Below are 26,091 nucleotides of genomic sequence, written 5' to 3'. Positions count from 1 at the left end.
AATACACAATTTTATGACACAAGAAATGTTAATCATGGCGGCTATATTAGTAGCAGTCATCCTACTCACTTTTATCGGTATCCTTTCGCGTTACCGCAAATGTAAGAGTGACGAAGTCCTCGTTGTATATGGTAAAACGGGAGGGGATAAGAAATCGGCAAAGCTATATCATGGTGGAGCTGCTTTTGTATGGCCGATTATCCAAGGATATGAATTCCTTTCCATGAAACCAATGCAGATCGAATGTAAACTGACCGGCGCGCTATCCGCTCAAAACATTCGTGTAGATGTGCCGACTACAATCACTGTAGCTATCAGCACCGATCCCGAAGTGATGCAAAACGCTGCTGAACGTATGCTGGGCTTAACGATGGATGACAAGCAGAACTTAATTACTGATGTTGTATATGGTCAGATGCGTATGGTGATCGCCGATATGACTATCGAAGAATTAAATTCAGACCGAGATAAGTTCCTGGCTAAAGTGAAAGATAACATCGATACCGAACTTCGCAAATTCGGTTTGTATCTGATGAACATCAACATCAGTGATATTCGTGACGCTGCCAACTACATTGTCAACTTAGGTAAGGAAGCTGAAAGTAAAGCACTGAACGAAGCACAGGCTAACATCGAAGAACAGGAAAAGCTGGGTGCTATCAAAATTGCCAATCAGATTAAAGAACGCGAAACTAAAGTTGCGGAAACTCGTAAAGACCAGGATATCGCTATCGCAGAAACGAAGAAACAACAGGAGATATCCGTTGCAAATGCAGATAAGGACAGAATCTCTCAAGTAGCGATTGCCAACGCGGAAAAAGAATCGCAAGTAGCAAAAGCCGAAGCAGAAAAGAGCATCCGTATCGAGCAGGCAAATACTGAAAAGGAAAGCCGTGTTGCCGAACTGAATTCGGATATGGAAATCAAACAGGCGGAAGCTGCCAAGAAGGCTGCCATCGGACGAAATGACGCACAGAAAGAAGTAGCCCTTTCCAACGCAGAACTAGCTGTAACACAAGCCAATGCCGACAAGCAAGCCGGTGAAGCTGCTGCAAAATCGGAAGCTGCCGTACAGACTGCACGCGAAATTGCCCAAAAAGAAGTGGAAGAAGCTAAAGCACGGAAAGTGGAATCTTCATTAAAGGCTGAAAAGATTGTTCCTGCGGAAATCGCCAGACAGGAAGCTATCCTTCAAGCAAATGCCATCGCCGAAAAGATTACCCGCGAAGCGGAAGCACGCGCAAAAGCTACTTTGGCACAAGCCGAAGCGGAAGCAAAAGCTATCCAATTGAAACTGGAAGCCGAAGCGGAAGGTAAGAAGAAATCATTACTTGCGGAAGCGGAAGGTTTCGAAGCAATGGTAAGAGCTGCCGAATCGAATCCGGCTATCGCCATCCAATATAAGATGGTAGACCAGTGGAAGGAAATTGCCGGCGAACAGGTGAAGGCGTTCGAACACATGAATTTAGGAAATATCACTGTATTCGACGGTGGAAACGGAGGTACAAGCAACTTCCTGAACACATTGGTGAAAACGGTAGCTCCAAGTCTCGGTGTATTGGATAAATTGCCTATCGGTGAAACAGTGAAAGGTATTATCAATCCGGAAAGCAAAACGGAGGAAAAGCCTGCAACAAAAGCTGACGAGAAAAAAGATAAGAAATAGTTGTGATCCGACATAATATACGCTGATGAGAAAAGAATGATTTTACTTGTTCTCATCAGCGTTTGTTTTTTATATAATTCAAATAAATCTGGAATATTCAAAGAACGTAATAAGCCATGAAGCCATACAATCCATCTAATACGCACTAGAAACGATTTTGCGAAATCATTTCTCATATTCTCATACTTTACAGGATAATCACCTGTAATTCAAAACAATAACACTATGAGAAATACTTTTCAAAAAGGTGTTTCTCATAGTATTTTGCCTGAAATGTCATAAAAAACCGGTATTTCTCATACTTTCATCATACATTTCTCATACCGGGACTGCTATATAATACCTACACAATAAATGTTAACCCAACCCGAAGATAAGAAAAAAGGTAGTCAACTATTATCAAGGTATTACAGACCCCGGTAGTCCCACATATTGTGGGAAAAGATTCCCTAGCTGGAGAGAATTTATTCCCTTATTTTGCGGGAATAAATTCCCATAATATAAGAGAATACTTTCCCACAATATATGGGATTACCGGAACTAACGGATATACTTACCCAAGATCATAGTATTCTATATATTCGTCATATTGAGGCGTATCTGTAACTCCCCTCTTTCGAAAAAGTTCTTGTATATACTTTTGTTCCTTTGGTTTAATCAACCGTTCTTTATTGCAACAACGATAATAGATCGTTTTGCCGAAGTAGGCTATCATCTGTCGCTTGATAACGGTAGCATCAGCAAGCGGCACCCGGTCCAGCAAATGTTTCATTCCCCGTGCAAACAACACCGGCTTTTCATCAATAAAGTAAGTACAATCTTCACCATCGGAGGTGACATGTTCGGGATTAATAACCATTACAGCAGCCCGCTCTTTCGGCATTCGGAGAGTTACTTGTCGTCGCAGACATTTGTCCGCACGCAAACAATGTCCATTCAAGCAATGAGCGAAGCTAACGGGCATAGAATTGTAATCGAAATCTGTTTTCATGTGTGTTATGTTTAGTAGGAAAGTGGCCTATTTTTATAAACCGCCACAAATGTATGAAAATAGCTGGAGGACAGGAAATAAATGCACTATTTACTTCAACATATTGATAAAATCGTTATATTTGTCTCCAACATCAACACAGGAACTTATAAGACTATATCTCTCCTGCAAAATTATAAAACAGAATAATCATGAAGACAAAACATTTACTTGGAGCACTACTGTCATTTCTCTGTACAATTATCTTTTTTAGCTGTAGCAACGACGATGAAAAAAAAATATATCCTTTATCTTTCGAAAAAGAGTATTACGAACGACCTTTGTTAGGAACAACCAATATCACCATCACAGGTGGAAACAGGGACTACACCGTAACTGTAGAAAAAACTGACATTTTAAATATAGATGTAGATTTATCCAGTTCGATAGGAATGGGAAGCTTAAGGATCACCCCAAAAAAGAAAGGAGAAACAAAGGTGAAAGTAAAAGATAATATCACCAACGAAACGGTTGATTTAAGAATTAAAATTACAGACAGTTATTTGGCATACGCTATAAAAAAAAGTAATCATCCGGCACTTTCTAATGGCACTGTAGTTTATCTTATTAACAATGAAGCTAAAGATTGCTATTTTTTCCGTTATATTGAGTCTAGAGACGAAATATCTCGTACTCCAATAGCAAAAGGAACATACGATTTTTTCACCAAGTTAGAAAGCGGTTCCGGCAACTCGTCTCCTACATACGCCATACCTTATTTAACACTAAACTATGCATCTGACGAACAAGGAAATTTCAGCGATGCAACAGTTCCTCCCACCCCTCACAAATTAAGATTTGAACTATACGATGGAGTTACGAGTGCAAATGCCATTCTAAATCTTATATCAAAATTTCTAGGTGTAGATTGGAAAGAACTTGTAAAAAAAGCTCTTTCCAGAAGTGAACATACAATAGTACCCACACTAAAAACAACAATTGACAATACAGATTATACTATAATAGGTATATTAAATACCTATCCTGAAATACCAGAGAATATTTTGGAATAACCTCAAAAGTATGGACTTGAAAATAATGCAAAGCATGGAATGTATGAAAAAATAGCGTATATTTGCGAGCAAAAAATACAAAATGACTATTTATAAGCTTCGCATATTACCGCTATTTTTACTAGTTATTGGGCTTACAACGCTTACTTCGGGCTGCAAAAAGAAAGACATGTCGCTAAAACTGAATGAGCCACGCAATATTCGTGGCGTCGTCAGCTATAAACGTTCTTTCCCTGATTTGAATGACGCACATCTGGAAGTAGCCAAAAAGATAGGGATTCGCCCATTGGCAGACCGGGAAGCAGCAGAAGATATGAAAGAAAAGCTAACTCATATTACCGACAATGAGTTTTATGTAGTAGATTCACTGACACACTCTATCCCCTATCTCGTACCGCGTGCCAGTGCACTGCTCGATACAATCGGTTCCAACTTTCTCGATTCATTGGCAGCCAAAGGTCTAAACCCCAACCAGATAATCATCACTTCAGTGTTACGTACCGAAAACGATGTGAAACGCCTCCGCCGTCGCAACGGAAATGCTTCCGCCAACTCGGCACACTGCTTTGGAGCCACCTTTGACGTCAGTTGGAAACGTTTCAAAAAGGTAGAAGACAAGGATGGAAGACCGTTACAGGATGTAAGTGCCGATACACTGAAACTTGTCTTGTCCGAGGTTTTAAGAGACCTGCGACAAGCTGAAAAATGCTACATCAAATATGAATTGAAGCAAGGGTGTTTCCATATCACCGCCCGATAAATACCTTTTTTCAAAATCTTTGACTAGCATATCATAAAACCTTTAAGGTAAATTTTGCGTTAAGATGGAAAACAACTATCTTTGTATGAATCCAACGCTAAAAGAATCAGATTATGAGCAAGCTATATCCTATCGGCATACAGAATTTTGAAAGTCTCCGTAACGATGGTTATCTCTATGTAGATAAAACCAGACTCATTTACCAATTAGTAAAAACCGGCCGTTACTATTTTCTTAGCCGTCCCCGCCGCTTTGGGAAGAGTCTGCTAATATCTACTCTTGAAGCATACTATCAGGGAAAAAAAGAACTATTTGAAGGATTGGCTATTGAACAACTGGAAAAAGACTGGATCAAACATCCGATATTACACCTTGATTTAAATATCGAGAAATATGATACTCCCGAAAGTCTGGACCAAATACTCAATGACAATCTGGAACATTGGGAAAGCCTGTATGGCACACGCCCGTCGGAAGTTTCCTTTTCTTTACGCTTTGCAGGCATCATACAGCGGGCTTACGAACAGACGGGGCAACGTGTCGTTATCCTTGTGGACGAATACGACAAACCTATGCTGCAAGCTATCGGAAACGAAGAATTGCAAAAATATTTCCGAAACACACTAAAACCTTTCTATGGAGCATTAAAGAGTAAAGACGGATGCATCAAACTCGGATTCCTTACAGGTGTCACTAAATTCGGAAAAGTCAGTGTATTCAGCGATCTGAACAATCTGATTGATATTTCAATGGATGAGCAGTACGTGGAACTCTGCGGTATCACAGAGAAAGAAATCCACGACAATATGGAAGAAGACCTGCATATTTTGGCTGATAAACAGAAAATGACTTATGAGGAGGTATGCTCCGAACTGAAAGAATGTTATGATGGTTATCATTTCGTAGAAAACTCCATAGGAATATACAACCCATTCAGTTTACTCAACACATTCTATAAAATGAAATTCGGTAGTTACTGGTTTGAAACCGGCACCCCGACTTATTTGGTAGAATTACTAAAGAAATCCAATTATAATCTCCAACGTATCACCCATGAAGAAACGGATGCAGATGTACTGAACAGCATTGATTCGACGTCCCGAAATCCTATTCCGGTTATCTATCAAAGTGGATATCTCACGATCAAAGGATTTAACAATCGCTTTGGAATTTATCGACTGGGATTCCCCAATCGGGAAGTAGAAGAAGGTTTTGTAAAATACCTCCTTCCGTTCTATACCAATATAGACGTAATCGAATCTCCTTTCCAAATACGGCAGTTTGTCGATGAAGTGGAACAAGGTGATTATGATGCCTTTTTCCGCCGCCTGCAAAGTTTCTTTGCCGATACACCTTACGAATTGGTACGCGATTTGGAACTACATTATCAAAATGTACTCTTCATCGTATTTAAACTCATTGGATTCTATGTAAAAGCAGAGTATCATACCTCACAAGGACGCATTGACCTCGTCCTGCAAACCGATCATTTCATCTATGTAATGGAATTCAAGCTGGAGGGAACCGCCGAAGAAGCTCTGCAACAAATCAATGACAAACATTATGCACAAGCATTTGCTGCCGACAAGCGACAAATATTTAAAATAGGCATTAATTTCAGTAATGAAACAAGAAACATCGAAAAGTGGATAGTAGAAGATTTGCAATAAAATTCACCTCCAAACAATCAGAGAATCCAAAACGTTTGATTAAATTTGCAGAAATTTTTCTTTAATACAACTTAATGATAGAGAAGCTGATTGTTCTTGAGGACATTGATCCGGTTATTTTTTACGGTGTAAACAACGCCAACATACAGTTAATTAAAGCTTTATATCCAAAGCTACGCATAGTTGCCCGAGGCAATGTCATCAAAGTGCTGGGCGACGAGGAAGAAATGTGTGCCTTCGAGGAAAATATCACCAAACTTGAAAAGTACTGCGCCGAATATAATTCACTGAAAGAAGAAGTTATCATTGACATTATAAAAGGAAATGCTCCGCAAGCGGAACAGACAGGAAACGTGATTGTGTTCAGCGTCACGGGCAAGCCTATCATCCCCCGAAGCGAAAACCAGTTGAAACTGGTAGAAGGATTCGCCAAGAATGATATGGTATTCGCCATCGGTCCGGCAGGTTCGGGAAAAACATACACTGCTATCGCCCTTGCCGTGCGTGCATTGAAAAACAAAGAAATCAAAAAAATCATTCTTAGCCGCCCCGCCGTAGAAGCCGGAGAAAAACTCGGTTTCCTGCCCGGCGACATGAAAGATAAGATCGATCCATACCTACAACCTTTATATGACGCCTTGCAGGATATGATACCTGCCGCCAAGTTAAAGGAATACATGGAATTGAACATTATCCAGATTGCCCCGTTAGCCTTTATGCGCGGACGTACGCTGAATGACGCAGTCGTTATATTGGACGAAGCCCAGAATACTACCGCACAACAAATCAAAATGTTCCTCACCCGTATGGGCATGAACACCAAGATGATTGTGACGGGAGACATGACGCAAATTGACCTTCCCGCTTCACAAACATCGGGATTGGTGCAAGCCCTCCGCATCTTGAAGGGAGTGAAAGGGATCAGTTTTGTTGAACTGAATAAGAAAGATATCGTACGCCATAAACTGGTGGAACGTATCGTGGATGCTTACGAAAAGTTCGATAAAGAAGCGAAAGCCGAGCGGGAAAAACGGAAAAACGAACAACTGGTTATCAACGGCGAACGTCCGGTGAAACTGGCCAAAGACTAATCGTCTTTCAAATTCGGAACCCTATTGCGACTTGTTATTTGTAACTTGTAATTTGTAATTATAATAAAGACAATGAAAGCATTAACAAAAACAGATTTCAACTTTCCGGGACAGAAAAGTGTGTACCACGGAAAAGTGCGCGATGTGTACAACATCAACGGCGAAAAACTCGTCATGGTAGCAACCGACCGTATTTCGGCCTTTGACGTAGTACTGCCTGAAGGTATTCCTTACAAAGGACAAATGCTGAACCAGATTGCAGCCAAATTCCTTGATGCCACTACTGACATCTGTCCGAACTGGAAACTGGCTACTCCGGACCCAATGGTAACAGTGGGCGTATTGTGCGAAGGTTTTCCGGTAGAAATGATTGTACGTGGTTACTTGTGTGGCAGCGCATGGCGTGCTTACAAAAGTGGTGTTCGCGAAATTTGCGGCGTTAAGTTGCCGGACGGAATGCGCGAAAACCAAAAATTCCCGGAACCTATCGTAACTCCGACTACGAAAGCAGAAATGGGATTGCACGACGAAGACATCTCCAAGGAAGAAATCCTGAAACAAGGACTGGCTACTCCGGAAGAGTATGAAATTCTTGAAAAATATACATTAGCTCTTTTCAAACGTGGTACTGAAATCGCAGCAGAACGCGGACTGATTCTCGTAGATACAAAATACGAATTCGGTAAACACAACGGCACTATCTACCTGATGGACGAAATCCATACTCCGGATTCAAGCCGTTATTTCTACGCTGAAGGTTATCAGGAACGTTTCGAAAAAGGCGAACCACAGAAGCAACTTTCTAAAGAGTTCGTTCGCGAATGGTTGATGGAAAACGGTTTCCAGGGCAAAGACGGTCAGAAGGTACCTGAAATGACTCCGGCTATCGTACAAAGCATCAGCGACCGTTATATCGAATTGTTCGAAAACATCACAGGTGAGAAATTTGTAAAAGAAGATACCACCAACATCGCTGAACGTATATTCAAAAACGTTGAAACGTTCTTGAATTTATAAATTGTAAATTAAAAATGGACTACCCACAACAACATATCAAGCCTTACGACAAGGAGGGCAAGAAAACCGAACAGGTGGAACGTATGTTCGACAATATCGCACATGCCTACGACAAGTTGAACCATACCCTATCTTTAGGTATCGACCGTAGCTGGCGCAGAAAAGCGATAGACTGGTTACGCCCTTTCCAACCGCAACGCATGATGGACGTAGCTACCGGTACGGGGGATTTTGCAATCCTCGCCTGCCGCAAACTGCAACCTGCCGAACTGATCGGCACGGACATCTCGGAAGGTATGATGAACGTGGGACGTGAAAAAGTAATGAAGGAAGGACTCTCGGACAAAATCTCTTTTGCCCGAGAGGACTGTACTTCACTCTCTTTTGCCGACAATGATTTTGACGCTATCACCGTAGCTTTCGGTATCCGCAACTTCGAAGACCTCGATAAAGGGCTCTCCGAAATGTGCCGTGTATTGAAACCGGGCGGTCATCTTGTGATTCTGGAACTTACTACTCCGGATCGTTTCCCGATGAAACAGCTGTTTTCCATCTACTCTAAAGTCGTCATTCCATTACTGGGCAAGCTTCTCTCCAAAGACAACAGTGCCTACCGCTATCTGCCGGACACGATCAAAGTATTCCCTCAAGGGGAAGTCATGAAAGGAGTCATCGCCCGAGCCGGATTTAGCGAAGTCAACTTCAAACGGCTGACCTTTGGCATTTGCACTCTTTATACCGCGACAAAATAGCAATTCATTATAAATGACTAATTTAACCCTTATTATATTATGGAAAAATATGGTTTAATCGGCTACCCTCTGCGACATTCATTTTCTATCGGTTATTTTAATGAGAAGTTCAAATCTGAAGGAATCAATGCAGAGTATGTGAATTTCGAGATTCCCACCATCAACAACTTCATGGAAGTTATTGAAGAGAATCCCAACCTATGCGGACTCAATGTCACCATTCCTTACAAAGAACAAGTGATCCCTTTTCTGGATGAGCTCGATCGTGATACCGCAAAGATAGGTGCGGTAAATGTTATTAAAATCATCCGCCAGCAAAAAGGAAAGGTCAAATTAGTCGGCTACAACTCCGACATCATTGGATTCACTCAATCCATTCAACCTTTGCTGCAGTCTCATCACAAGAAAGCATTGATTCTGGGTACAGGCGGAGCTTCCAAAGCAGTATACCACGGCCTAAAGAACCTAGGGATCGAAAGTCTATTCGTATCGCGCACCCACAAAGGCGACGATATGCTGACTTATGAAGAACTGACTCCCGAAATTATGGCAGAATACACAGTCATTGTCAATAGCACTCCCGTAGGCATGTTTCCTAAGGTAGATTTCTGTCCCAATATCCCTTATGAGCTACTAACTCCAAACCATTTACTCTACGATTTGTTATATAATCCAAACATTACACTGTTCATGAAAAAAGGAGAAGCACAAGGGGCTGTCGTAAAAAATGGTCTTGAAATGCTCCTGCTCCAAGCATTCGCCGCTTGGGAGATATGGCATAAATAGCCTCTCCCCAGCCCTCTCCCCAAAGAGAGCGAGATTGGAGTTACTCCCCCCGATTGTTTATTGTAATGTATGTCATTTAATAATAAATCTATCATAGTTCCCTCTCTCCGGAGAGGGGTAAGGAGACACTCTTATGAGGAGAAAAATTGTATATAGCATCATTGTCGTTATGCTGGTATTGACCGGCTGCACTATCGGAGGAAGTTTTTATATGTTAAACTTCTCGCTGACTCCGAATGCCAAAATTTTGTCTAAAGATGCTGACTCTTATCCCTTCATGTATAAAGATTACCCTTTCCTGCGCCCATGGGTGGATAGTCTGAGACAAGTAGATGCACTGAAAGATACTTTCATCATTAACCCGCACGGGACACAATTGCACGCTTATTATGTAGCTGCCCCGCAACCTACCAGTAAGACAGCCGTCATTGTGCATGGATATACAGATAATGCCATCCGCATGTTTATGATCGGGTATCTGTATAACCGTGATTTAGGATATAATATATTACTTCCCGACCTGCAACATCAGGGAGAAAGTGAAGGTCCCGCCATCCAGATGGGGTGGAAAGACCGCTGGGACGTATTGCAATGGATGAACATCGCTAATGAACTCTTCGGAGATAGTACGCAAATGGTCATACACGGTATTTCGATGGGAGGTGCGACAACCATGATGGTATCCGGTGAGGAGCAAAAACCGTTCGTTAAATGTTTTGTTGAAGATTGCGGCTACACCAGTGTATGGGACGAATTCTCACACGAACTTAAATCCAGTTTCCATCTTCCTCCTTTCCCGCTAATGTATACCACAAGCTGGCTATGCGAGAAGAAATATGGATGGAACTTCAAAGATGCCTCTTCATTAAAGCAAGTGGCGAAATGCCGACTTCCCATGTTGTTTATTCACGGTGACAAAGATACATACGTCCCCACCTGGATGGTATATCCGCTCTACGAAGCCAAACCGGATCCCAAAGAATTGTGGATTGTACCGGGAGCCGCGCATGCCGTTTCATACAAAGAGAATAAACAGGAATATACCGACCGAGTCCGTGCATTCGTCGGGCGATACATTCATTAAACCTATTATAACAAGGAGTTCTAGATTCATAACAGAAAAGTCTCTATATTTGCAAACATAAAATAATCGTTATGAAATCAATACTGACTTTTATATTGGCAACTATTCTTCTGCTCCCATTACAAGCTCAAGAAAAAGTATACACGGTAGACAACCTCCCGAAAGTACATCTGCAAAACAAAATGCAATATGTCTGTAACCCGGCAGGAATACTTTCACAGGCTGCTTGTGACAGTATAGACTCCATGCTTTATGCCTTGGAACAACAAACAGGAATTGAAACGGTGGTTGCCGTAGTTCCCTCAATCGGAGAAGAAGATTGTTTCAACTTCTGCCACCAGTTGCTTAATAAATGGGGTGTAGGAAAGAAGGACAAAAATAACGGATTAGTCATTTTGTTGGTCACCGATCAACGTTGTATCCAATTCTATACAGGTTACGGTCTGGAAGGAGTACTCCCCGACGCTATCTGTAAAAGGATTCAGACAAGATATATGCTTCCTTACCTGAAAGACGGAAACTGGGACGCAGGAATGGTGGCTGGCCTGAAAGCGACTTGTCAGCGGCTTGACGGTTCGATGGAAAATGACGCTCTCTCCGATTCAAGCGACGGTGGTTCATTTGATTTTATTCTTGCTATCCTCTGCTTTATGGTAATCGGTGGAGGTCTGGCTTTCTTTTCGGCACGTAAACAAAGCCGGTGTCCGAAATGTGGCAAACATCAATTGCAGAGAAGCGGAAGCACAGTCGTATCCCGGATTAATGGGGTGAAAACAGAAGATGTCACCTATATATGCAGAAATTGCGGACATACCATCATACGCCGCCAGCAAAGTTATGATAGTGACTACCATCACCGGGGAGGCGGCGGAGGCGGTCCGTTCATCGGCGGCTTTGGCGGAGGTAGTTTCGGAGGCGGTGGCGGTGGCTTTAGCGGAGGCAGCTTCGGCGGAGGAATGGGTGGCGGCGGCGGTGCCGGTTCTCGTTTCTAAAGAGAATAAGTAAAAAACAAATTATCAAATTCAATAAAAACAAGAAACATGAAAAAGTCAATTATTATCATCTTAGCCGTTGTGGCTATCCTTGTCATATGGGCAGTAAGTGTATATAATGGTCTGGTTACCATGGACGAAAATGTAAGTGGCCAATGGGCAAATGTAGAGACTCAATACCAACGTCGTGCTGACTTGATTCCTAACCTGGTAAACACTGTGAAAGGATATGCGACACATGAAAAGGAAACGCTGGAAGGAGTTGTTGCCGCACGTAGCCAGGCTACTCAAATCAAAGTAGACGCCGCCGACCTGACACCGGAAAAGTTAGCACAATATCAAAAAGCACAAGGTGCTGTAACATCAGCATTGGGCAAGTTATTAGCCATTACTGAGAATTATCCGGACCTGAAAGCTAACCAGAACTTCCTGGAACTTCAAGCTCAACTGGAAGGAACAGAAAACCGTATCAATGTAGCACGCAAAAACTTCAATGATGCTGCACAGGCTTATAATACCAATATCCGCCGCTTCCCAAAGAGCATCTTCGCCGGAATGTTCGGCTTCGATAAAAAAGCATACTTTGAAGCTGAGGAAGGAAGTGAGAAGGCTCCGAAGGTAGAATTCTAAAAAAAAGATTAGATAAAACACTTCTATATTAAGAGTTAAATTCATAGTCCTCATTACTATGATTTTAACTCTTAATTTTCTATTATTGTTCTCCTTTTCAAGAGAATATCCTAAAGTAAAAAAGTTAATGATTAACATTTACTAGTACCTAGTTGGCTGTACCAAAAAAAAACTGTACTTTTGCAGCCGTATACAAAATAATTCTATAACTCATGAGTAATCAACGATACATGATGCGTGGAGTAAGCGCATCGAAAGAAGATGTGCACAACGCCATCAAGAACATCGACAAAGGAATCTTCCCGAAAGCATTCTGTAAAATTATTCCCGATATATTGGGAGGTGACCCGGAATATTGCAACATCATGCATGCCGATGGTGCCGGAACCAAATCATCTCTTGCTTATATGTACTGGAAAGAAACGGGTGACTTATCTGTATGGAAAGGTATTGCACAGGATGCGTTGATTATGAATATCGACGACCTGCTTTGTGTAGGTGCTGTTGACAATATCCTTGTTTCTTCTACCATCGGACGTAACAAACTGTTGATTCCAGGAGAAGTAATCTCTGCCATCATCAACGGGACAGATGAATTGCTAGCCGAACTCCGTGAAATGGGCGTAGGTGTATATGCAACTGGTGGTGAAACAGCTGATGTCGGCGATTTGGTACGCACCATCATCGTTGACTCTACCGTAACCTGCCGCATGAAGCGTTCAGACGTTATCGACAATGCCAATATTCGTCCGGGTGACGTTATTGTCGGGTTGGCTTCTTACGGACAAGCTACTTACGAAAAAGAATACAACGGCGGTATGGGTAGCAACGGTTTGACGAGTGCCCGCCACGACGTATTCGGCAAATATCTTGCTGAAAAATATCCGGAAAGCTATGATGCTGCAGTGCCTGAAGAATTGGTTTATTCCGGCAAGTTAAAACTGACAGACAGCGTAGAAAATTCTCCGATTGATGCTGGTAAGTTAGTACTCTCTCCTACTCGTACATACGCGCCGGTAGTCAAGAAATTACTTGATGCATTGCGCCCGAAAATCCACGGAATGGTACATTGCTCCGGTGGTGCACAAACTAAAGTACTGCATTTTGTAGAAAATGTACGCGTAGTAAAAGACAATCTTTTCCCTGTTCCTCCTTTATTCAAAACGATCCAAGAACAAAGCGGCACGGACTGGGCAGAAATGTATAAGGTATTCAATATGGGACATCGCCTCGAAGTTTACCTGTCACCGGAACATGCGGAAGAAGTAATTGCTATCTCCGAATCATTCGGTATCCCGGCACAGATTGTAGGACGTGTTGAAGCATGCGAGCAAACAGAATTAATCATTAAGAGCGAATTCGGAGAATTTAGATATTAAAGAATGGCAGACAATAGTACCATACTAGAAAAATTAGACGGACTCGTAGCCCGTTTTGAAGAAATATCTACCCTTATCACAGACCCGGCAGTGATTGCCGATCAGAAACGTTATGTCAAGTTGACTAAAGAATATAAGGAATTAGACGACTTGATGAAAGCAAGGAAAGAATATATCCAACTACTGGGTAATATTGAAGAAGCTAAAAATATCCTTGCCAATGAAACGGATGCTGAAATGCGCGAAATGGCGAAAGAAGAAATGGACAATAGCCAAGAGCGACTCCCGACGTTGGAAGAAGAAATCAAACTAATGCTTGTTCCTGCTGACCCGCAAGACAGCAAGAACGCTATTCTCGAAATCCGCGGAGGCGCAGGAGGCGATGAAGCAGCTATCTTTGCTGGCGACCTCTTCCGTATGTATGCCAAATTCTGTGAAACCAAAGGTTGGAAAATGGAAGTCTCCAATGCGAACGAAGGAACAGCTGGTGGATTCAAAGAAGTCGTTTGTAGTGTGACAGGCGATAATGTATACGGAATTTTAAAATACGAATCGGGAGTGCACCGCGTACAACGTGTTCCTGCTACTGAAACGCAAGGACGTGTTCACACTTCAGCCGCATCAGTGGCCGTGCTTCCTGAAGCGGAAGAATTCGATGTGGTCATCAACGAAGGAGAAATCAAATGGGACACCTTCCGAAGTGGTGGTGCCGGCGGACAGAATGTAAACAAGGTAGAATCCGGAGTACGCCTGCGTTACATCTGGAAGAACCCGAACACAGGCATCGCTGAAGAAATCCTCATCGAATGTACCGAAACACGTGACCAACCCAAAAACAAGGAGCGTGCCTTGGCCCGTCTCCGTACTTTTATCTACGACAAAGAACATCAGAAATATATCGATGATATTGCCTCCAAACGTAAGACAATGGTATCGACCGGAGACCGTTCAGCAAAAATACGGACTTACAATTATCCCCAGGGCCGCATCACCGACCACCGCATCAACTATACAATCTATAATCTGGCAGCCTTCATGGACGGAGACATCCAGGATTGTATCGACCATCTGATCGTAGCGGAAAACGCGGAACGCCTGAAAGAAAGCGAACTTTAAAAACGTGAAAAGTGGATGATCGAGAACCGTTTCTTAGAATAGTCAATAGTAAATTGTAAAATAGTAAATAACAAGATGGATAAGCAACAATTATTTGAAAACATAAAGCGCAAAAAGTCATTCCTTTGTGTAGGACTTGATACTGACATCAAGAAAATACCGGAACATCTGTTGAAAGAAGAAGATCCGATCTTCGCGTTCAACAAAGCAATCATTGACGCGACAGCTGATTTGTGTATCGCCTACAAACCCAATCTGGCTTTCTATGAAAGCATGGGTGTAAAAGGATGGATCGCATTTGAAAAGACAGTAAAATACATCAAAGATAACTATCCGGATCAATTCATCATCGCTGACGCAAAGCGTGGTGACATCGGAAATACTTCTGCAATGTATGCCCGCACATTCTTTGATGAATTGGATATTGACTCTGTAACAGTAGCCCCCTACATGGGCGAAGACAGCGTTACTCCGTTCCTTACTTATGAAGGCAAATGGGTAATCCTGTTGGCATTGACTTCCAACAAAGGATCTCATGACTTCCAATTGACAGAGGATGTAAACGGCGAACGTCTGTTCGAGAAAGTATTACGCAAATCACAGGAATGGGCTGGCGACGACCGCATGATGTATGTGGTAGGTGCTACTCAAGGACGTGCTTTTGAGGATATCCGTAAGATTGTCCCGAACCATTTCCTTCTCGTACCAGGCATAGGAGCACAAGGCGGTTCACTCGAAGAAGTTTGCAAATATGGTATGAACAGTACATGCGGATTGATTGTTAATTCTTCACGTGGTATTATCTACGTAGATAAAACAGAGAAATTTGCAGAAGCTGCCCGCACCGCCGCACAAGAAGTGCAGGCACAAATGGCTGAACAACTCAAAGCAATTCTCTGAAAAGAGAAAAAGGATCTCTAAAGAAAACGAATGCCTTACGAAAGAAAGATAATTAACGACCCCGTATTCGGGTTCATCAATATTCCAAAGGGGTTACTGTACGATATAGTACGGCATCCCCTTTTGCAGCGTCTTACCCGCATCAAGCAAGTAGGATTGTCATCTGTTGTGTACCCCGGTGCGCAACACACCCGCTTCCAACACTCCTTAGGTGCTTTTTATCTGATGAGTGAAGCTATCACCCAACTGACCTCCAAAGGCAACTTCATCTTTGATAGTGAAGCGGAAGCCGTACAGGCTGCCATCTTGTTGCATGATATAGGACACGGACCTTTCTCGCATGTGCTGGAAGACACGATTGTAAAAGGAGTCTCACACGAAGAGATTTCTCTCATGCTGATGGAACGGATGAACAAAGAGATGAACGGCCAGCTGAGTCTTGCCATCCAAATCTTCAAGGACGAATACCCGAAACGCTTTCTACATCAACTCGTAAGCGGTCAGTTGGATATGGACCGACTTGATTATCTTCGCCGCGACAGCTTTTACACAGGCGTGACAGAAGGTAACATCGGTTCTGCCCGAATTATCAAAATGCTTGATGTAGCGGATGACCGTTTGGTTGTCGAATCCAAAGGGATCTATTCTATCGAGAATTTCCTCACGGCACGTCGCCTGATGTACTGGCAAGTATACCTGCACAAGACGTCCGTGGCATACGAAAAGATGCTGATTAGTACTCTATTACGTGCCAAAGAACTAGCTTCACGAGGAGTGGAACTATTTGCATCACCCGCATTTCGTTTTTTCCTTTACAATGATATCAATCCTACGGAATTCTATAATAACCCCGACTGTCTGGAGAATTTCATCCAGCTGGACGACAACGATATATGGACAGCCTTGAAAGTGTGGAGCACCCACACAGATAAGGTACTTTCTACTTTAAGTACGGGAATGATAAACCGAAATATCTTTAAAGTGGAAATTTCGTCGGAACCTATTAGTGAGGACAGAAAAAAAGAATTAACTTTGCACATCAGCCAGCAATTAGGCATAACCCTTTCCGAAGCGAACTATTTTGTCTCTACCCCCAGCATCGAAAAGAATATGTATGACCCGGCAGATGACAGTATTGATATTATCTACAAAGACGGCACTATCAAAAATATTGCCGAAGCATCGGACATGCTGAACATCTCATTATTGTCCAAAAAGGTAAAGAAATACTATCTCTGCTATCAGAGATTACACAGATAAGTATAAAATATTCATGCAATAACACGGAAATCTGAAAAAAAAATCCGTTATTTGTGAACTAATTAAATTTTAAATTAAAGACATGGAGTTCTCGGCTAAGCAAATTGCAGCATTTATCCAAGGGGAAATCATTGGAGACGAAAACGCTACGGTACACACATTCGCTAAAATTGAAGAGGGAATGCCCGGAGCAATTTCTTTCCTGTCAAATCCCAAATATACACCTTACATCTACGAGACACAATCAAGCATTGTCCTGGTTAATAAGGACTTCACTCCCGAACACGAAATTAAAGCTACTCTTATCAAAGTAGACAATGCATATGAAAGTCTGGCCAAATTGCTCAATCTTTATGAGATGAGTAAGCCTAAGAAACAAGGTATAGATTCATTAGCTTTCGTTGCACCCAGCGCCAAAATTGGTGAGAACGTATACATCGGTGCTTTTGCCTATATCGGTGAAAATACCGTGATCGGAGATAATACTCAAATTTACCCGCACACTTTCGTTGGAGACGGCGTGAAAATAGGCAACAGTTGCTTGCTTTACTCCAATGTAAATGTTTATCATGATTGCCGCATAGGTAATGAATGTATCCTTCATTCGGGTGCAGTGATTGGAGCTGACGGATTTGGTTTTGCTCCCACTCCGAACGGATACGATAAGATTCCGCAAATCGGAATTGTTATTCTGGAAGATAAAGTAGATATAGGTGCTAACACGTGTGTAGACCGTGCTACAATGGGAGCTACGGTAGTACATAGCGGTGTCAAGTTGGACAACCTGATACAAATAGCACACAATGATGAAATAGGTTCGCATACCGTTATGGCTGCGCAAGCCGGAATTGCCGGTTCTACCAAAGTTGGTGAATGGTGTATGATCGGTGGCCAGGTAGGTATTGCAGGACATGCTAAAATAGGAGATAAAGTTGGATTAGGCGCACAATCAGGCGTACCGGGAGACATCAAGTCCGGTAGCCAGCTTATCGGAACTCCTCCTATGGAACTGAAGCAATATTTCAAATCATCCATTGCACAAAGAAGCCTGCCGGATATGCAGAAAGAACTGCGTAAGTTGCGCAAAGAAGTAGAAGAATTAAAACAACTATTAAATAAGTAACCAATGCTGAAACAAAAAACGCTGAAAGATAGCTTTTCACTGAGCGGGAAAGGTCTTCACACTGGACTTGATCTCACTGTAACCTTTAATCCGGCTCCGGACAATCACGGATATAAAATCCAACGCATTGACGTAGAAGGACAACCAACTATCGACGCAGTAGCTGACAATGTAACAGAAACCACCCGTGGTACTGTATTGTCGAAAAATGGAGTCAAAGTAAGCACCATTGAACATGGTATGGCAGCCCTTTACGCATTGGGCATTGATAACTGCCTGATCCAAGTTAACGGACCGGAATTTCCTATTTTAGATGGTAGTGCACAATATTACGTACAAGAAATAGAACGTGTAGGAACAGTAGAGCAAAATGCCGTCAAAGACTTTTATATTATCAAGTCTAAAATTGAGTTCCGGGATGAAACGACAGGGTCTTCTATTATTGTACTACCTGACGAGAATTTCAGTCTGAATGTACTGGTTTCTTACGATTCGACTATTATCCCGAATCAGTTTGCTACACTTGAAGATATGCATAATTTCAAAGACGAAGTGGCTGCCAGCCGTACTTTCGTCTTTGTTCGTGAAATAGAACCGTTGCTCTCTGCCGGATTGATTAAAGGTGGCGACCTGGACAATGCGATCGTAATCTACGAACGCAAGATGTCACAGGAAAGCTTCGACAAGTTGGCAGATGTGATGGGAGTACCTCACATGGATGCCGATCAGTTAGGCTATATTAATCACAAACCGTTAGTTTGGCCCAATGAATGTGCCCGTCACAAACTACTGGATGTCATCGGTGACCTCGCTTTAATTGGCAAACCGATTAAAGGTCGTATCATCGCTACTCGTCCGGGGCATACCATCAACAATAAATTTGCCCGTCAGATGCGGAAAGAAATCCGTCTGCACGAGATACAGGCTCCAAGTTACGACTGTAGCCGTGAGCCGGTAATGGACGTAAACCGTATCCGCGAATTGTTGCCTCACCGCTATCCTTTCCAACTGGTGGACAAAGTGATTGAAATTGGTGCCAACTACATTGTAGGTATTAAAAATATTACAGCCAACGAACCTTTCTTTCAGGGACATTTCCCACAAGAACCCGTTATGCCGGGAGTACTTCAAGTGGAGGCAATGGCACAAGTCGGAGGTTTGCTTGTCTTGAATTCCGTAGATGATCCTGAACGTTATTCTACCTATTTCATGAAAATAGATGGAGTGAAATTCCGCCAAAAAGTAGTGCCGGGAGATACAATCATCTTTCGTGTAGAACTGCTGGCACCTATCCGCCGTGGTATTTCTACCATGAAAGGATATGCGTTTGTCGGCGAGAAAGTTGTTTGCGAAGCAGAGTTCATGGCACAAATAGTAAAAAATAAGTAATAATTGATATTTAAAAGCATGATAAGTCCTTTAGCGTATATCCATCCCGAAGCTAAGATTGGGGAAAATGTAGAAATTGCGCCTTTTGTATTTATAGATAAGAACGTAGTTATCGGCGACAACAATAAAATTATGGCTAACGCCAATATTTTATACGGTTCACGTATTGGTAACGGAAACACGATTTTTCCGGGTGCCGTTATCGGAGCCATTCCGCAGGATCTCAAATTTCGAGGTGAAGAATCGACAGCCGAAATCGGAGATAATAATCTGATTCGTGAAAATGTAACAATCAACCGTGGTACAGCAGCTAAAGGGCGCACGATTGTGGGAAATAACAATTTATTGATGGAAGGTGTACACGTAGCACACGACGCATTGGTTGGTAACGGATGTATCATTGGTAACTCTACCAAGATGGCAGGCGAAATCGTCATTGATGATAACGCGATTGTCAGCGCCAATGTATTGATGCACCAATTCTGTCATGTAGGCAGTCATGTAATGATTCAGGGCGGATGCCGCTTCAGTAAAGATATTCCTCCTTACATTATTGCAGGACGCGAGCCGATCGCTTTCAGTGGAATCAACATCATCGGCTTGCGCCGTCGTGGCTTCTCCAATGAAGTGATCGAAAGTATTCACAATGCATATCGTATCATTTACCAAAGTGGTTTGAACACGACAGAAGCATTGAAAAAAATAGAAGATGAATTCGAAAAGAGCCCGGAAATTAACTATATCATCGATTTCATCCGTAATTCAGAACGTGGTATTATTAAATAAACAGCTCAAAATAGTCATATTATGATATACAGATTTACTATCATATCTGATGAAGTTGACGATTTTGTCAGAGAAATACAAATTGATCCGGAAGCAACTTTTTATGACTTCCATGAAGCAATACTGAAATCAACAGGGTACGCAAACGACCAGATGACTTCTTTCTTTATCTGCGATGACGATTGGGAAAAAGAAAAAGAAGTAACCTTGGAAGAAATGGACGACAATCCGGAAATAGATAGCTGGGTGATGAAAGAAACTGCTATCAGCGAACTGGTTGAAGATGAAAAACAGAAACTGCTATATGTATTCGATTACATGACAGAACGTTGCTTCTTCATCGAACTATCCGAGATTATCACCGGAAAAGATATGAATGGCGCCAAATGCACCAAGAAATCAGGAGACGCTCCCAAACAAACGGTAGATTTTGAAGAAATGGCCGCTGCCGGAGGTTCTCTTGATTTGGATGAAAACTTCTATGGAGACCAAGACTTCGACATGGAAGATTTCGATCAGGAAGGATTTGACATAGGTGGTGACACTAGCAGCCCATACGAAGAAGAAAAATTTTAAGTATTAAATATCAAGTATTAGGTATTAATTGCTATGTAGTGTCAGGCAGTTAATACCTAATATTTTTTTACTCCCGTACGCTTTAATACTTAATACTTCTATACTTAATACTTAAAAATCTATGCCTACTCTCATTGTTCTTATAGGTCCTACAGGTGTGGGAAAAACGGAGTTGAGTCTACGCTTGGCAGAAACATTTCAGACAAGCATTGTATCTGCCGATTCGAGACAGCTTTATGCCGAATTAAAAATAGGCACAGCAGCTCCTACTCCCGACCAACTCAAACGTGTTCCACATCAACTGGTCGGCACGCTCCACCTTACAGACTATTACAGCGCTGCTCAATACGAAACAGAAGCACTGGATATTCTGGAGAAATTATTCGCGCAACACGAAGTCGTGATTCTCACAGGTGGCTCAATGATGTATGTAGACGCTATCTGTAAGGGGATTGATGACATTCCTACCGTTGATGCGGAAACCCGTCAACTCATGTTACAAAAATATGAGGAGGAAGGCCTTGAACAACTCTGCGCAGAACTTCGCCTGTTAGATCCGGAATATTACCGGATTGTAGATCTGAAGAATCCCAAGCGGGTAATTCATGCACTAGAGATTTGCTATATGACCGGACGCACTTATACTTCTTTTCGCACCCAACAAAAAAAACAGCGTCCTTTCCGTATTCTGAAAATCGGTCTGACTCGTGATCGGGAAGAACTTTATGACCGTATCAACCGCCGGGTAGACCAAATGATGAGGGAAGGATTATTGGAAGAAGTACGCTCCGTACTTCCCTATCGTCACCTCAATTCACTAAATACGGTAGGTTATAAAGAACTGTTCAAATATCTGGACGGAGAATGGGAACTCCCCTTTGCTATAGATAAAATCAAGCAAAACTCCCGCATTTATTCGCGTAAACAGATGACCTGGTTCAAAAGAGATGAAGAAATAAAATGGTTCCACCCGGAACAAGAAACGGAGATACTAGCGTACCTCCGTCAATCTTTATAACATTACATTTTGACAATATTTAGAAACAGAAGACATCTAAAATCTACTGCTATTTTCTTCAGATGCAGTTACTTTTATTGTTGAAGTGACTGTATCATTAACAGCACGAATAGACATTTGACGGGCTTGATATTCCTCTTTCACTAATAGATTTACTTCAATCACTCCATTCTTTCCCAGATGATTTTAATATATAAATGAAAAAACTCCCATAGCATAGATTTTCGTTTAATAGATTAGTGTTTTTTGTCAGCCTGTTCTACTTCCTTGATGAGCTGTTTCAATTCATCCAAGGAAATATCTTCCTCCTTAACCAAAGAAGAAACGGCATTCGGGTAAGAATTATTAAGATACTTCCTTCCTCTTCTTTTGCCGTTAATCCTTTCATATCTGCAACTTTGTTTGCTGCAAATAACGAAAAGTTTTAGTTCATAAACTAATTCATCTAGTTAATCAAACTAAAAATTATAGTTAAAAAGAAGAATCTACTATAAAACACCTGTGATACAGGTATGTTACATCTCTTTCAGCTCCACAGTTTATTGACTATAAAGTTGCCGATAAAGAACAAGTCTCCCATAAAAACAATGCTGAATACCAGAAAAGTGAAGCAAGTGCTCCACCGAGCTCCTCCATCCTCTTCGCCACGTTTGATACGAAGCAGGGAACTATGTAAACAATCACCTGCTATGAACAGTACAAACAAACTTGGTATCAAGTCACCCCATGACACCAACCACAGATTATCACCCTTCCCCATCAGGAACGTCAATGCCACGGCCAATAAGAAGACAGAAGCATATTGCAAGTCTTTTCTTTTTGAATTCATAGTGGTAATGTTTAAAGTCCTTTTCACAAAGATATTGAATCTCACCCAATAATCCTTATCAAATCTATATAAAAATTGGTCAGGCTTTGTTGAATCTAAGTTTATTGTTACTTTTGCAAGTACGAATTAAAACCAAAACCGATTATAAACGCAGATGAAAAAGATCAGCATCACTTTATTACTCTGCCTTCTCTGTCTGACCGGAATGGCACAAGGACAAAAGGCACTTGATTTAAAAGATATTACCTCCGGACGTTTCCGCCCGGAAAATATTCAGGGAGTAATCCCTATGCCTGATGGCGAACACTACACACAGATGAACGCTGACGGCACGCAAATCATTAAATACTCTTTCAAGACAGGTGAGAAAGTAGAAGTGATTTTCGATGTAAATACTACACGCGAATGTGACTTCAAGAACTTCGACAGTTACCAATTCTCGCCCGACGGTCAGAAATTACTGATTGCTACTAAAACAACACCTATTTATAGGCATTCATACACAGCTGTACATTACATTTACCCTTTAAAACGAAATGATAAGGGCGTTACGACAAACAACATTATTGAACGGCTGTCTGACGGTGGACCTCAACAGGTCCCCGTCTTTTCTCCGGACGGTACCATGATCGCATTTGTCCGCAACAATAATATATTTCTTGTCAAGCTGCTTTACGGCAACAGCGAAAGCCAGGTCACAGAAGATGGCAAACAGAATTCTGTAATCAACGGTATTCCTGACTGGGTGTATGAAGAAGAATTCGGCTTCAACCGTGCCTTGGAATTCAGCGCCGACAATACGCTGATTGCTTTTATCCGTTTCGACGAGTCGGAAGTTCCCTCCTACTCTTTCCCGGTATTTGCCGGGCAAGCACCCCGTATTGATGCCTTAAAAGATTATCCGGGCGAATATACATACAAATATCCGAAAGCCGGATATCCGAATTCGAAAGTAGAGGTACGTACGTATGATATCAAATCACATGTCACCCGTACAATGAAACTCCCATTGGATGCAGATGGATACATTCCGCGTATCCGCTTCACAAAGGATGCCAACAAATTGGCTATCATGACATTGAACCGTCATCAGGACCGTTTTGATCTTTACTTTGCCGACCCTCGTTCAACACTTTGCAAACTTATACTCCGCGATGAATCCCCTTATTATATTAAGGAGAATATTTTCGATAATATCCAGTTCTATCCGGAATATTTCAGTCTGCTTAGCGAGCGTGACGGTTACAGCCACCTCTATTGGTATAGCATGGGAGGTAATCTGATTAAAAAGGTTACTAACGGTAAGTTTGAGGTGAAAGATTTTCTGGGATATGATGAAGAAGATGGTTCTTTCTATTACACCAGCAATGAAGAGAGTCCTCTGCGCAAAGCTGTCTATAAAATAGATAAGAAAGGCAAGAAGACTAAACTATCCCAACAGGTAGGAACAAATACACCGCTCTTCAGCAAATCGATGAAGTATTACATGAACAAGTTCTCTAACTTGAATACTCCGATGCTGGTTACACTGAATGATAATTCGGGCAAAACACTCAAAACGCTTATTACCAATGACGGATTGAAACAAACATTGTCCGGATATGCTGTACCACAAAAAGAGTTCTTTACTTTCCAAACCACAGATGGCGTGAAATTGAACGGCTGGATGATGAAACCGGTTAATTTCTCCGCATCCAAAAAATATCCGGTACTGATGTATCAATATAGCGGTCCGGGCTCTCAACAGGTATTGGATACCTGGGGAATCAGTTGGGAAACTTATATGGCAAGCCTCGGTTATATAGTGGTATGCGTGGACGGTCGTGGCACAGGAGGTCGTGGAGAAGCTTTTGAGAAATGTACCTATCTGAAAATCGGAGTCAAAGAAGCCAAAGACCAGGTAGAGACTGCTTTGTATCTCGGCAAACAACCATACGTGGATAAAGATCGCATCGGAATCTGGGGCTGGAGCTACGGTGGCTACATGACCCTCATGAGTATGAGCGAAGGAACGCCTGTATTCAAAGCGGGAGTAGCAGTGGCCGCACCAACTGACTGGCGTTTCTATGATACGATTTACACCGAACGTTTCATGCGTACTCCGAAAGAGAACGCAGAAGGATATAAGGAATCATCAGCTTTCACCCGTGCTGACAAACTGCATGGAAACTTGTTGTTGGTGCATGGCATGGCAGATGACAATGTGCACTTCCAAAACTGTGCGGAATATGCCGAACAATTGGTTCAACTTGGAAAACAATTTGATATGCAAGTGTACACGAACCGCAATCATGGAATATATGGTGGCAATACCCGCCAACACTTATACACACGCTTGACCAACTTTTTCTTGAACAATTTATAATGACGGACAGAGTACGTAAGCCCGAATGGCTGAAAATTAATATCGGTGCCAACGAACGATACACCGAAACCAAACGGATTGTCGACTCCCACTGCTTACATACCATATGTAGCAGTGGACGTTGCCCCAATATGGGAGAATGCTGGGGAAAAGGAACTGCTACCTTTATGATCGGTGGTGATATCTGTACGCGCAGTTGCAAATTCTGCAACACACAAACCGGGCGCCCGCATCCGTTAGACGCAAACGAACCTACCCATGTAGCAGAATCTATCGCACTGATGAAGCTGGATCATGCTGTCATCACTTCCGTAGACCGGGATGATCTGCCGGATTTGGGAGCAGAACATTGGGCACGTACCATCCGAGAAATCAAAAGACTGAATCCACAGACAACAATCGAAGTGCTCATTCCTGATTTTCAAGGCAGGATGGAGTTGGTAGATTTGGTAATCGAAGCCCGTCCCGACATTATTTCACACAATATGGAAACCGTACGCCGCATTAGCCCGTTAGTACGCAGTGCGGCAAATTATGATACAAGTTTGCAAGTCATCAGACACATTTCCGAAAAGGGAGTTAAATCTAAAAGCGGTATTATGGTCGGACTGGGTGAGACCCCGGAGGAAGTCGAAACATTGATGGATGATCTATTAACAACCGGTTGTCAGATTCTTACCATAGGCCAATACCTGCAACCGAGTCACCGGCATTATCCCGTTGCGGCATACATCACTCCGCTGCAATTTGCAAAATATAAAACTGTAGGTTTAGAGAAAGGATTCAACATCGTAGAAAGCGCTCCCCTTGTCCGCTCCTCCTACCACGCAGAGAAACATATTCGTTAGCAAACAAAACA

The 26,091-nt window shown here is 42.2% G+C and carries 24 protein-coding genes and 1 pseudogene; 22 read left to right on the top strand and 3 right to left on the bottom strand.

The features are described 5' to 3' along the window. The first annotated feature begins 13 nt into the window (after positions 1–13). Positions 14–1,666, top strand: coding sequence for a flotillin family protein (locus GD631_RS09905; RefSeq protein WP_143258071.1), 1,653 nt, complete (start codon positions 14–16; stop codon positions 1,664–1,666). Positions 1,667–2,219: 553 nt separating this feature from the next. Here the strand turns inward: GD631_RS09905 and GD631_RS09900 are convergent. Further along, positions 2,220–2,657: a DUF6078 family protein gene (locus GD631_RS09900; RefSeq protein ID WP_143258070.1), complete on the bottom strand. Its 438-nt coding sequence runs from the start codon at positions 2,655–2,657 to the stop codon at positions 2,220–2,222. A 191-nt stretch (positions 2,658–2,848) separates the two neighbouring features. On the opposite strand from GD631_RS09900, the gene GD631_RS09895 reads away from it, so the two are divergent. From GD631_RS09895 to miaA, 19 genes are all read left to right on the top strand, one after another. Then, the gene (locus tag GD631_RS09895) at positions 2,849–3,709 is read left to right on the top strand and encodes a hypothetical protein (protein ID WP_143258069.1); all 861 of its coding nucleotides are present in this window, start codon (positions 2,849–2,851) and stop codon (positions 3,707–3,709) included. A gap of 82 nt (positions 3,710–3,791) precedes the next feature. Then, positions 3,792–4,469 (top strand): DUF5715 family protein, encoded by a 678-nt coding sequence (locus GD631_RS09890; RefSeq protein ID WP_143258068.1) that lies wholly within the window; start codon positions 3,792–3,794, stop codon positions 4,467–4,469. A gap of 113 nt (positions 4,470–4,582) precedes the next feature. Further along, complete coding sequence (locus GD631_RS09885; protein WP_185911621.1) at positions 4,583–6,139, top strand: ATP-binding protein; 1,557 nt, start codon at positions 4,583–4,585, stop codon at positions 6,137–6,139. Positions 6,140–6,213: 74 nt separating this feature from the next. After that, positions 6,214–7,230 (top strand): PhoH family protein, encoded by a 1,017-nt coding sequence (locus GD631_RS09880; protein WP_143258066.1) that lies wholly within the window; start codon positions 6,214–6,216, stop codon positions 7,228–7,230. A 72-nt stretch (positions 7,231–7,302) separates the two neighbouring features. Continuing rightward, complete coding sequence (locus GD631_RS09875; RefSeq protein WP_143258065.1) at positions 7,303–8,247, top strand: phosphoribosylaminoimidazolesuccinocarboxamide synthase; 945 nt, start codon at positions 7,303–7,305, stop codon at positions 8,245–8,247. Positions 8,248–8,261: 14 nt separating this feature from the next. After that, positions 8,262–8,999: a bifunctional demethylmenaquinone methyltransferase/2-methoxy-6-polyprenyl-1,4-benzoquinol methylase UbiE gene (gene ubiE / locus GD631_RS09870; RefSeq protein WP_143258064.1), complete on the top strand. Its 738-nt coding sequence runs from the start codon at positions 8,262–8,264 to the stop codon at positions 8,997–8,999. Positions 9,000–9,038: 39 nt separating this feature from the next. Next, positions 9,039–9,785 carry a shikimate dehydrogenase family protein gene (locus tag GD631_RS09865; protein ID WP_143258063.1) on the top strand — a complete coding sequence of 249 codons (747 nt, stop codon included), beginning with the start codon at positions 9,039–9,041 and terminating at the stop codon, positions 9,783–9,785. A gap of 133 nt (positions 9,786–9,918) precedes the next feature. After that, positions 9,919–10,869, top strand: a complete 951-nt coding sequence (locus tag GD631_RS09860; protein ID WP_185911620.1) for an alpha/beta hydrolase — start codon at positions 9,919–9,921, stop codon at positions 10,867–10,869. A gap of 71 nt (positions 10,870–10,940) precedes the next feature. Then, positions 10,941–11,861: a TPM domain-containing protein gene (locus tag GD631_RS09855; protein WP_143258062.1), complete on the top strand. Its 921-nt coding sequence runs from the start codon at positions 10,941–10,943 to the stop codon at positions 11,859–11,861. A gap of 48 nt (positions 11,862–11,909) precedes the next feature. Beyond that, entirely contained in the window at positions 11,910–12,491 is a 582-nt protein-coding gene (locus GD631_RS09850; protein ID WP_143258061.1) for a LemA family protein, read from the top strand. A gap of 212 nt (positions 12,492–12,703) precedes the next feature. Further along, entirely contained in the window at positions 12,704–13,870 is a 1,167-nt protein-coding gene (locus tag GD631_RS09845) for an AIR synthase-related protein (RefSeq protein WP_143258060.1), read from the top strand. A 3-nt stretch (positions 13,871–13,873) separates the two neighbouring features. After that, a complete protein-coding gene (prfA, locus tag GD631_RS09840) occupies positions 13,874–14,986 on the top strand; it encodes a peptide chain release factor 1 (protein ID WP_143258059.1) in 1,113 nt (370 codons plus the stop codon). A gap of 75 nt (positions 14,987–15,061) precedes the next feature. After that, positions 15,062–15,886, top strand: a complete 825-nt coding sequence (pyrF, locus tag GD631_RS09835) for an orotidine-5'-phosphate decarboxylase (RefSeq protein ID WP_143258058.1) — start codon at positions 15,062–15,064, stop codon at positions 15,884–15,886. A gap of 30 nt (positions 15,887–15,916) precedes the next feature. After that, on the top strand, positions 15,917–17,146 hold the full coding sequence (locus GD631_RS09830) for an HD domain-containing protein (protein ID WP_143258057.1): 1,230 nt from the start codon (positions 15,917–15,919) through the stop codon (positions 17,144–17,146). A gap of 82 nt (positions 17,147–17,228) precedes the next feature. Further along, the gene (lpxD, locus tag GD631_RS09825; RefSeq protein WP_143258056.1) at positions 17,229–18,269 is read left to right on the top strand and encodes a UDP-3-O-(3-hydroxymyristoyl)glucosamine N-acyltransferase; all 1,041 of its coding nucleotides are present in this window, start codon (positions 17,229–17,231) and stop codon (positions 18,267–18,269) included. Positions 18,270–18,272: 3 nt separating this feature from the next. After that, positions 18,273–19,658, top strand: coding sequence for a bifunctional UDP-3-O-[3-hydroxymyristoyl] N-acetylglucosamine deacetylase/3-hydroxyacyl-ACP dehydratase (locus GD631_RS09820; RefSeq protein WP_143258055.1), 1,386 nt, complete (start codon positions 18,273–18,275; stop codon positions 19,656–19,658). Between the two features lie 18 nt (positions 19,659–19,676). After that, positions 19,677–20,444 carry an acyl-ACP--UDP-N-acetylglucosamine O-acyltransferase gene (gene lpxA, locus GD631_RS09815; protein WP_143258054.1) on the top strand — a complete coding sequence of 256 codons (768 nt, stop codon included), beginning with the start codon at positions 19,677–19,679 and terminating at the stop codon, positions 20,442–20,444. A gap of 21 nt (positions 20,445–20,465) precedes the next feature. Then, on the top strand, positions 20,466–21,020 hold the full coding sequence (locus GD631_RS09810) for an IS1096 element passenger TnpR family protein (protein ID WP_143258053.1): 555 nt from the start codon (positions 20,466–20,468) through the stop codon (positions 21,018–21,020). 121 nt (positions 21,021–21,141) lie between these two features. After that, positions 21,142–22,038 carry a tRNA (adenosine(37)-N6)-dimethylallyltransferase MiaA gene (gene miaA / locus GD631_RS09805; RefSeq protein ID WP_143258052.1) on the top strand — a complete coding sequence of 299 codons (897 nt, stop codon included), beginning with the start codon at positions 21,142–21,144 and terminating at the stop codon, positions 22,036–22,038. A 236-nt stretch (positions 22,039–22,274) separates the two neighbouring features. Here the strand turns inward: miaA and GD631_RS09800 are convergent. Beyond that, a pseudogene (locus GD631_RS09800) lies at positions 22,275–22,394 on the bottom strand (BlaI/MecI/CopY family transcriptional regulator); the annotation flags it as partial. Between the two features lie 170 nt (positions 22,395–22,564). After that, complete coding sequence (locus GD631_RS09795; RefSeq protein ID WP_143258051.1) at positions 22,565–22,867, bottom strand: hypothetical protein; 303 nt, start codon at positions 22,865–22,867, stop codon at positions 22,565–22,567. Between the two features lie 154 nt (positions 22,868–23,021). Between GD631_RS09795 and GD631_RS09790 the strand changes: the two genes are divergently transcribed. Together GD631_RS09790 and lipA are read left to right on the top strand one after the other, a co-directional pair. Further along, on the top strand, positions 23,022–25,232 hold the full coding sequence (locus GD631_RS09790) for a S9 family peptidase (RefSeq protein ID WP_143258050.1): 2,211 nt from the start codon (positions 23,022–23,024) through the stop codon (positions 25,230–25,232). Next, positions 25,232–26,080 carry a lipoyl synthase gene (lipA, locus tag GD631_RS09785; RefSeq protein ID WP_117809773.1) on the top strand — a complete coding sequence of 283 codons (849 nt, stop codon included), beginning with the start codon at positions 25,232–25,234 and terminating at the stop codon, positions 26,078–26,080. The genes GD631_RS09790 and lipA overlap by 1 nt, the downstream gene beginning before the upstream one ends. Positions 26,081–26,091: the final 11 nt, after the last annotated feature.

Origin of the sequence: Bacteroides luhongzhouii (genome assembly GCF_009193295.2) — a bacterium.
Classification (GTDB): domain Bacteria; phylum Bacteroidota; class Bacteroidia; order Bacteroidales; family Bacteroidaceae; genus Bacteroides; species Bacteroides luhongzhouii.
Note: the sequence above shows the minus strand (reverse complement) of the source record. Positions and strands in the feature narration are given on the sequence as shown.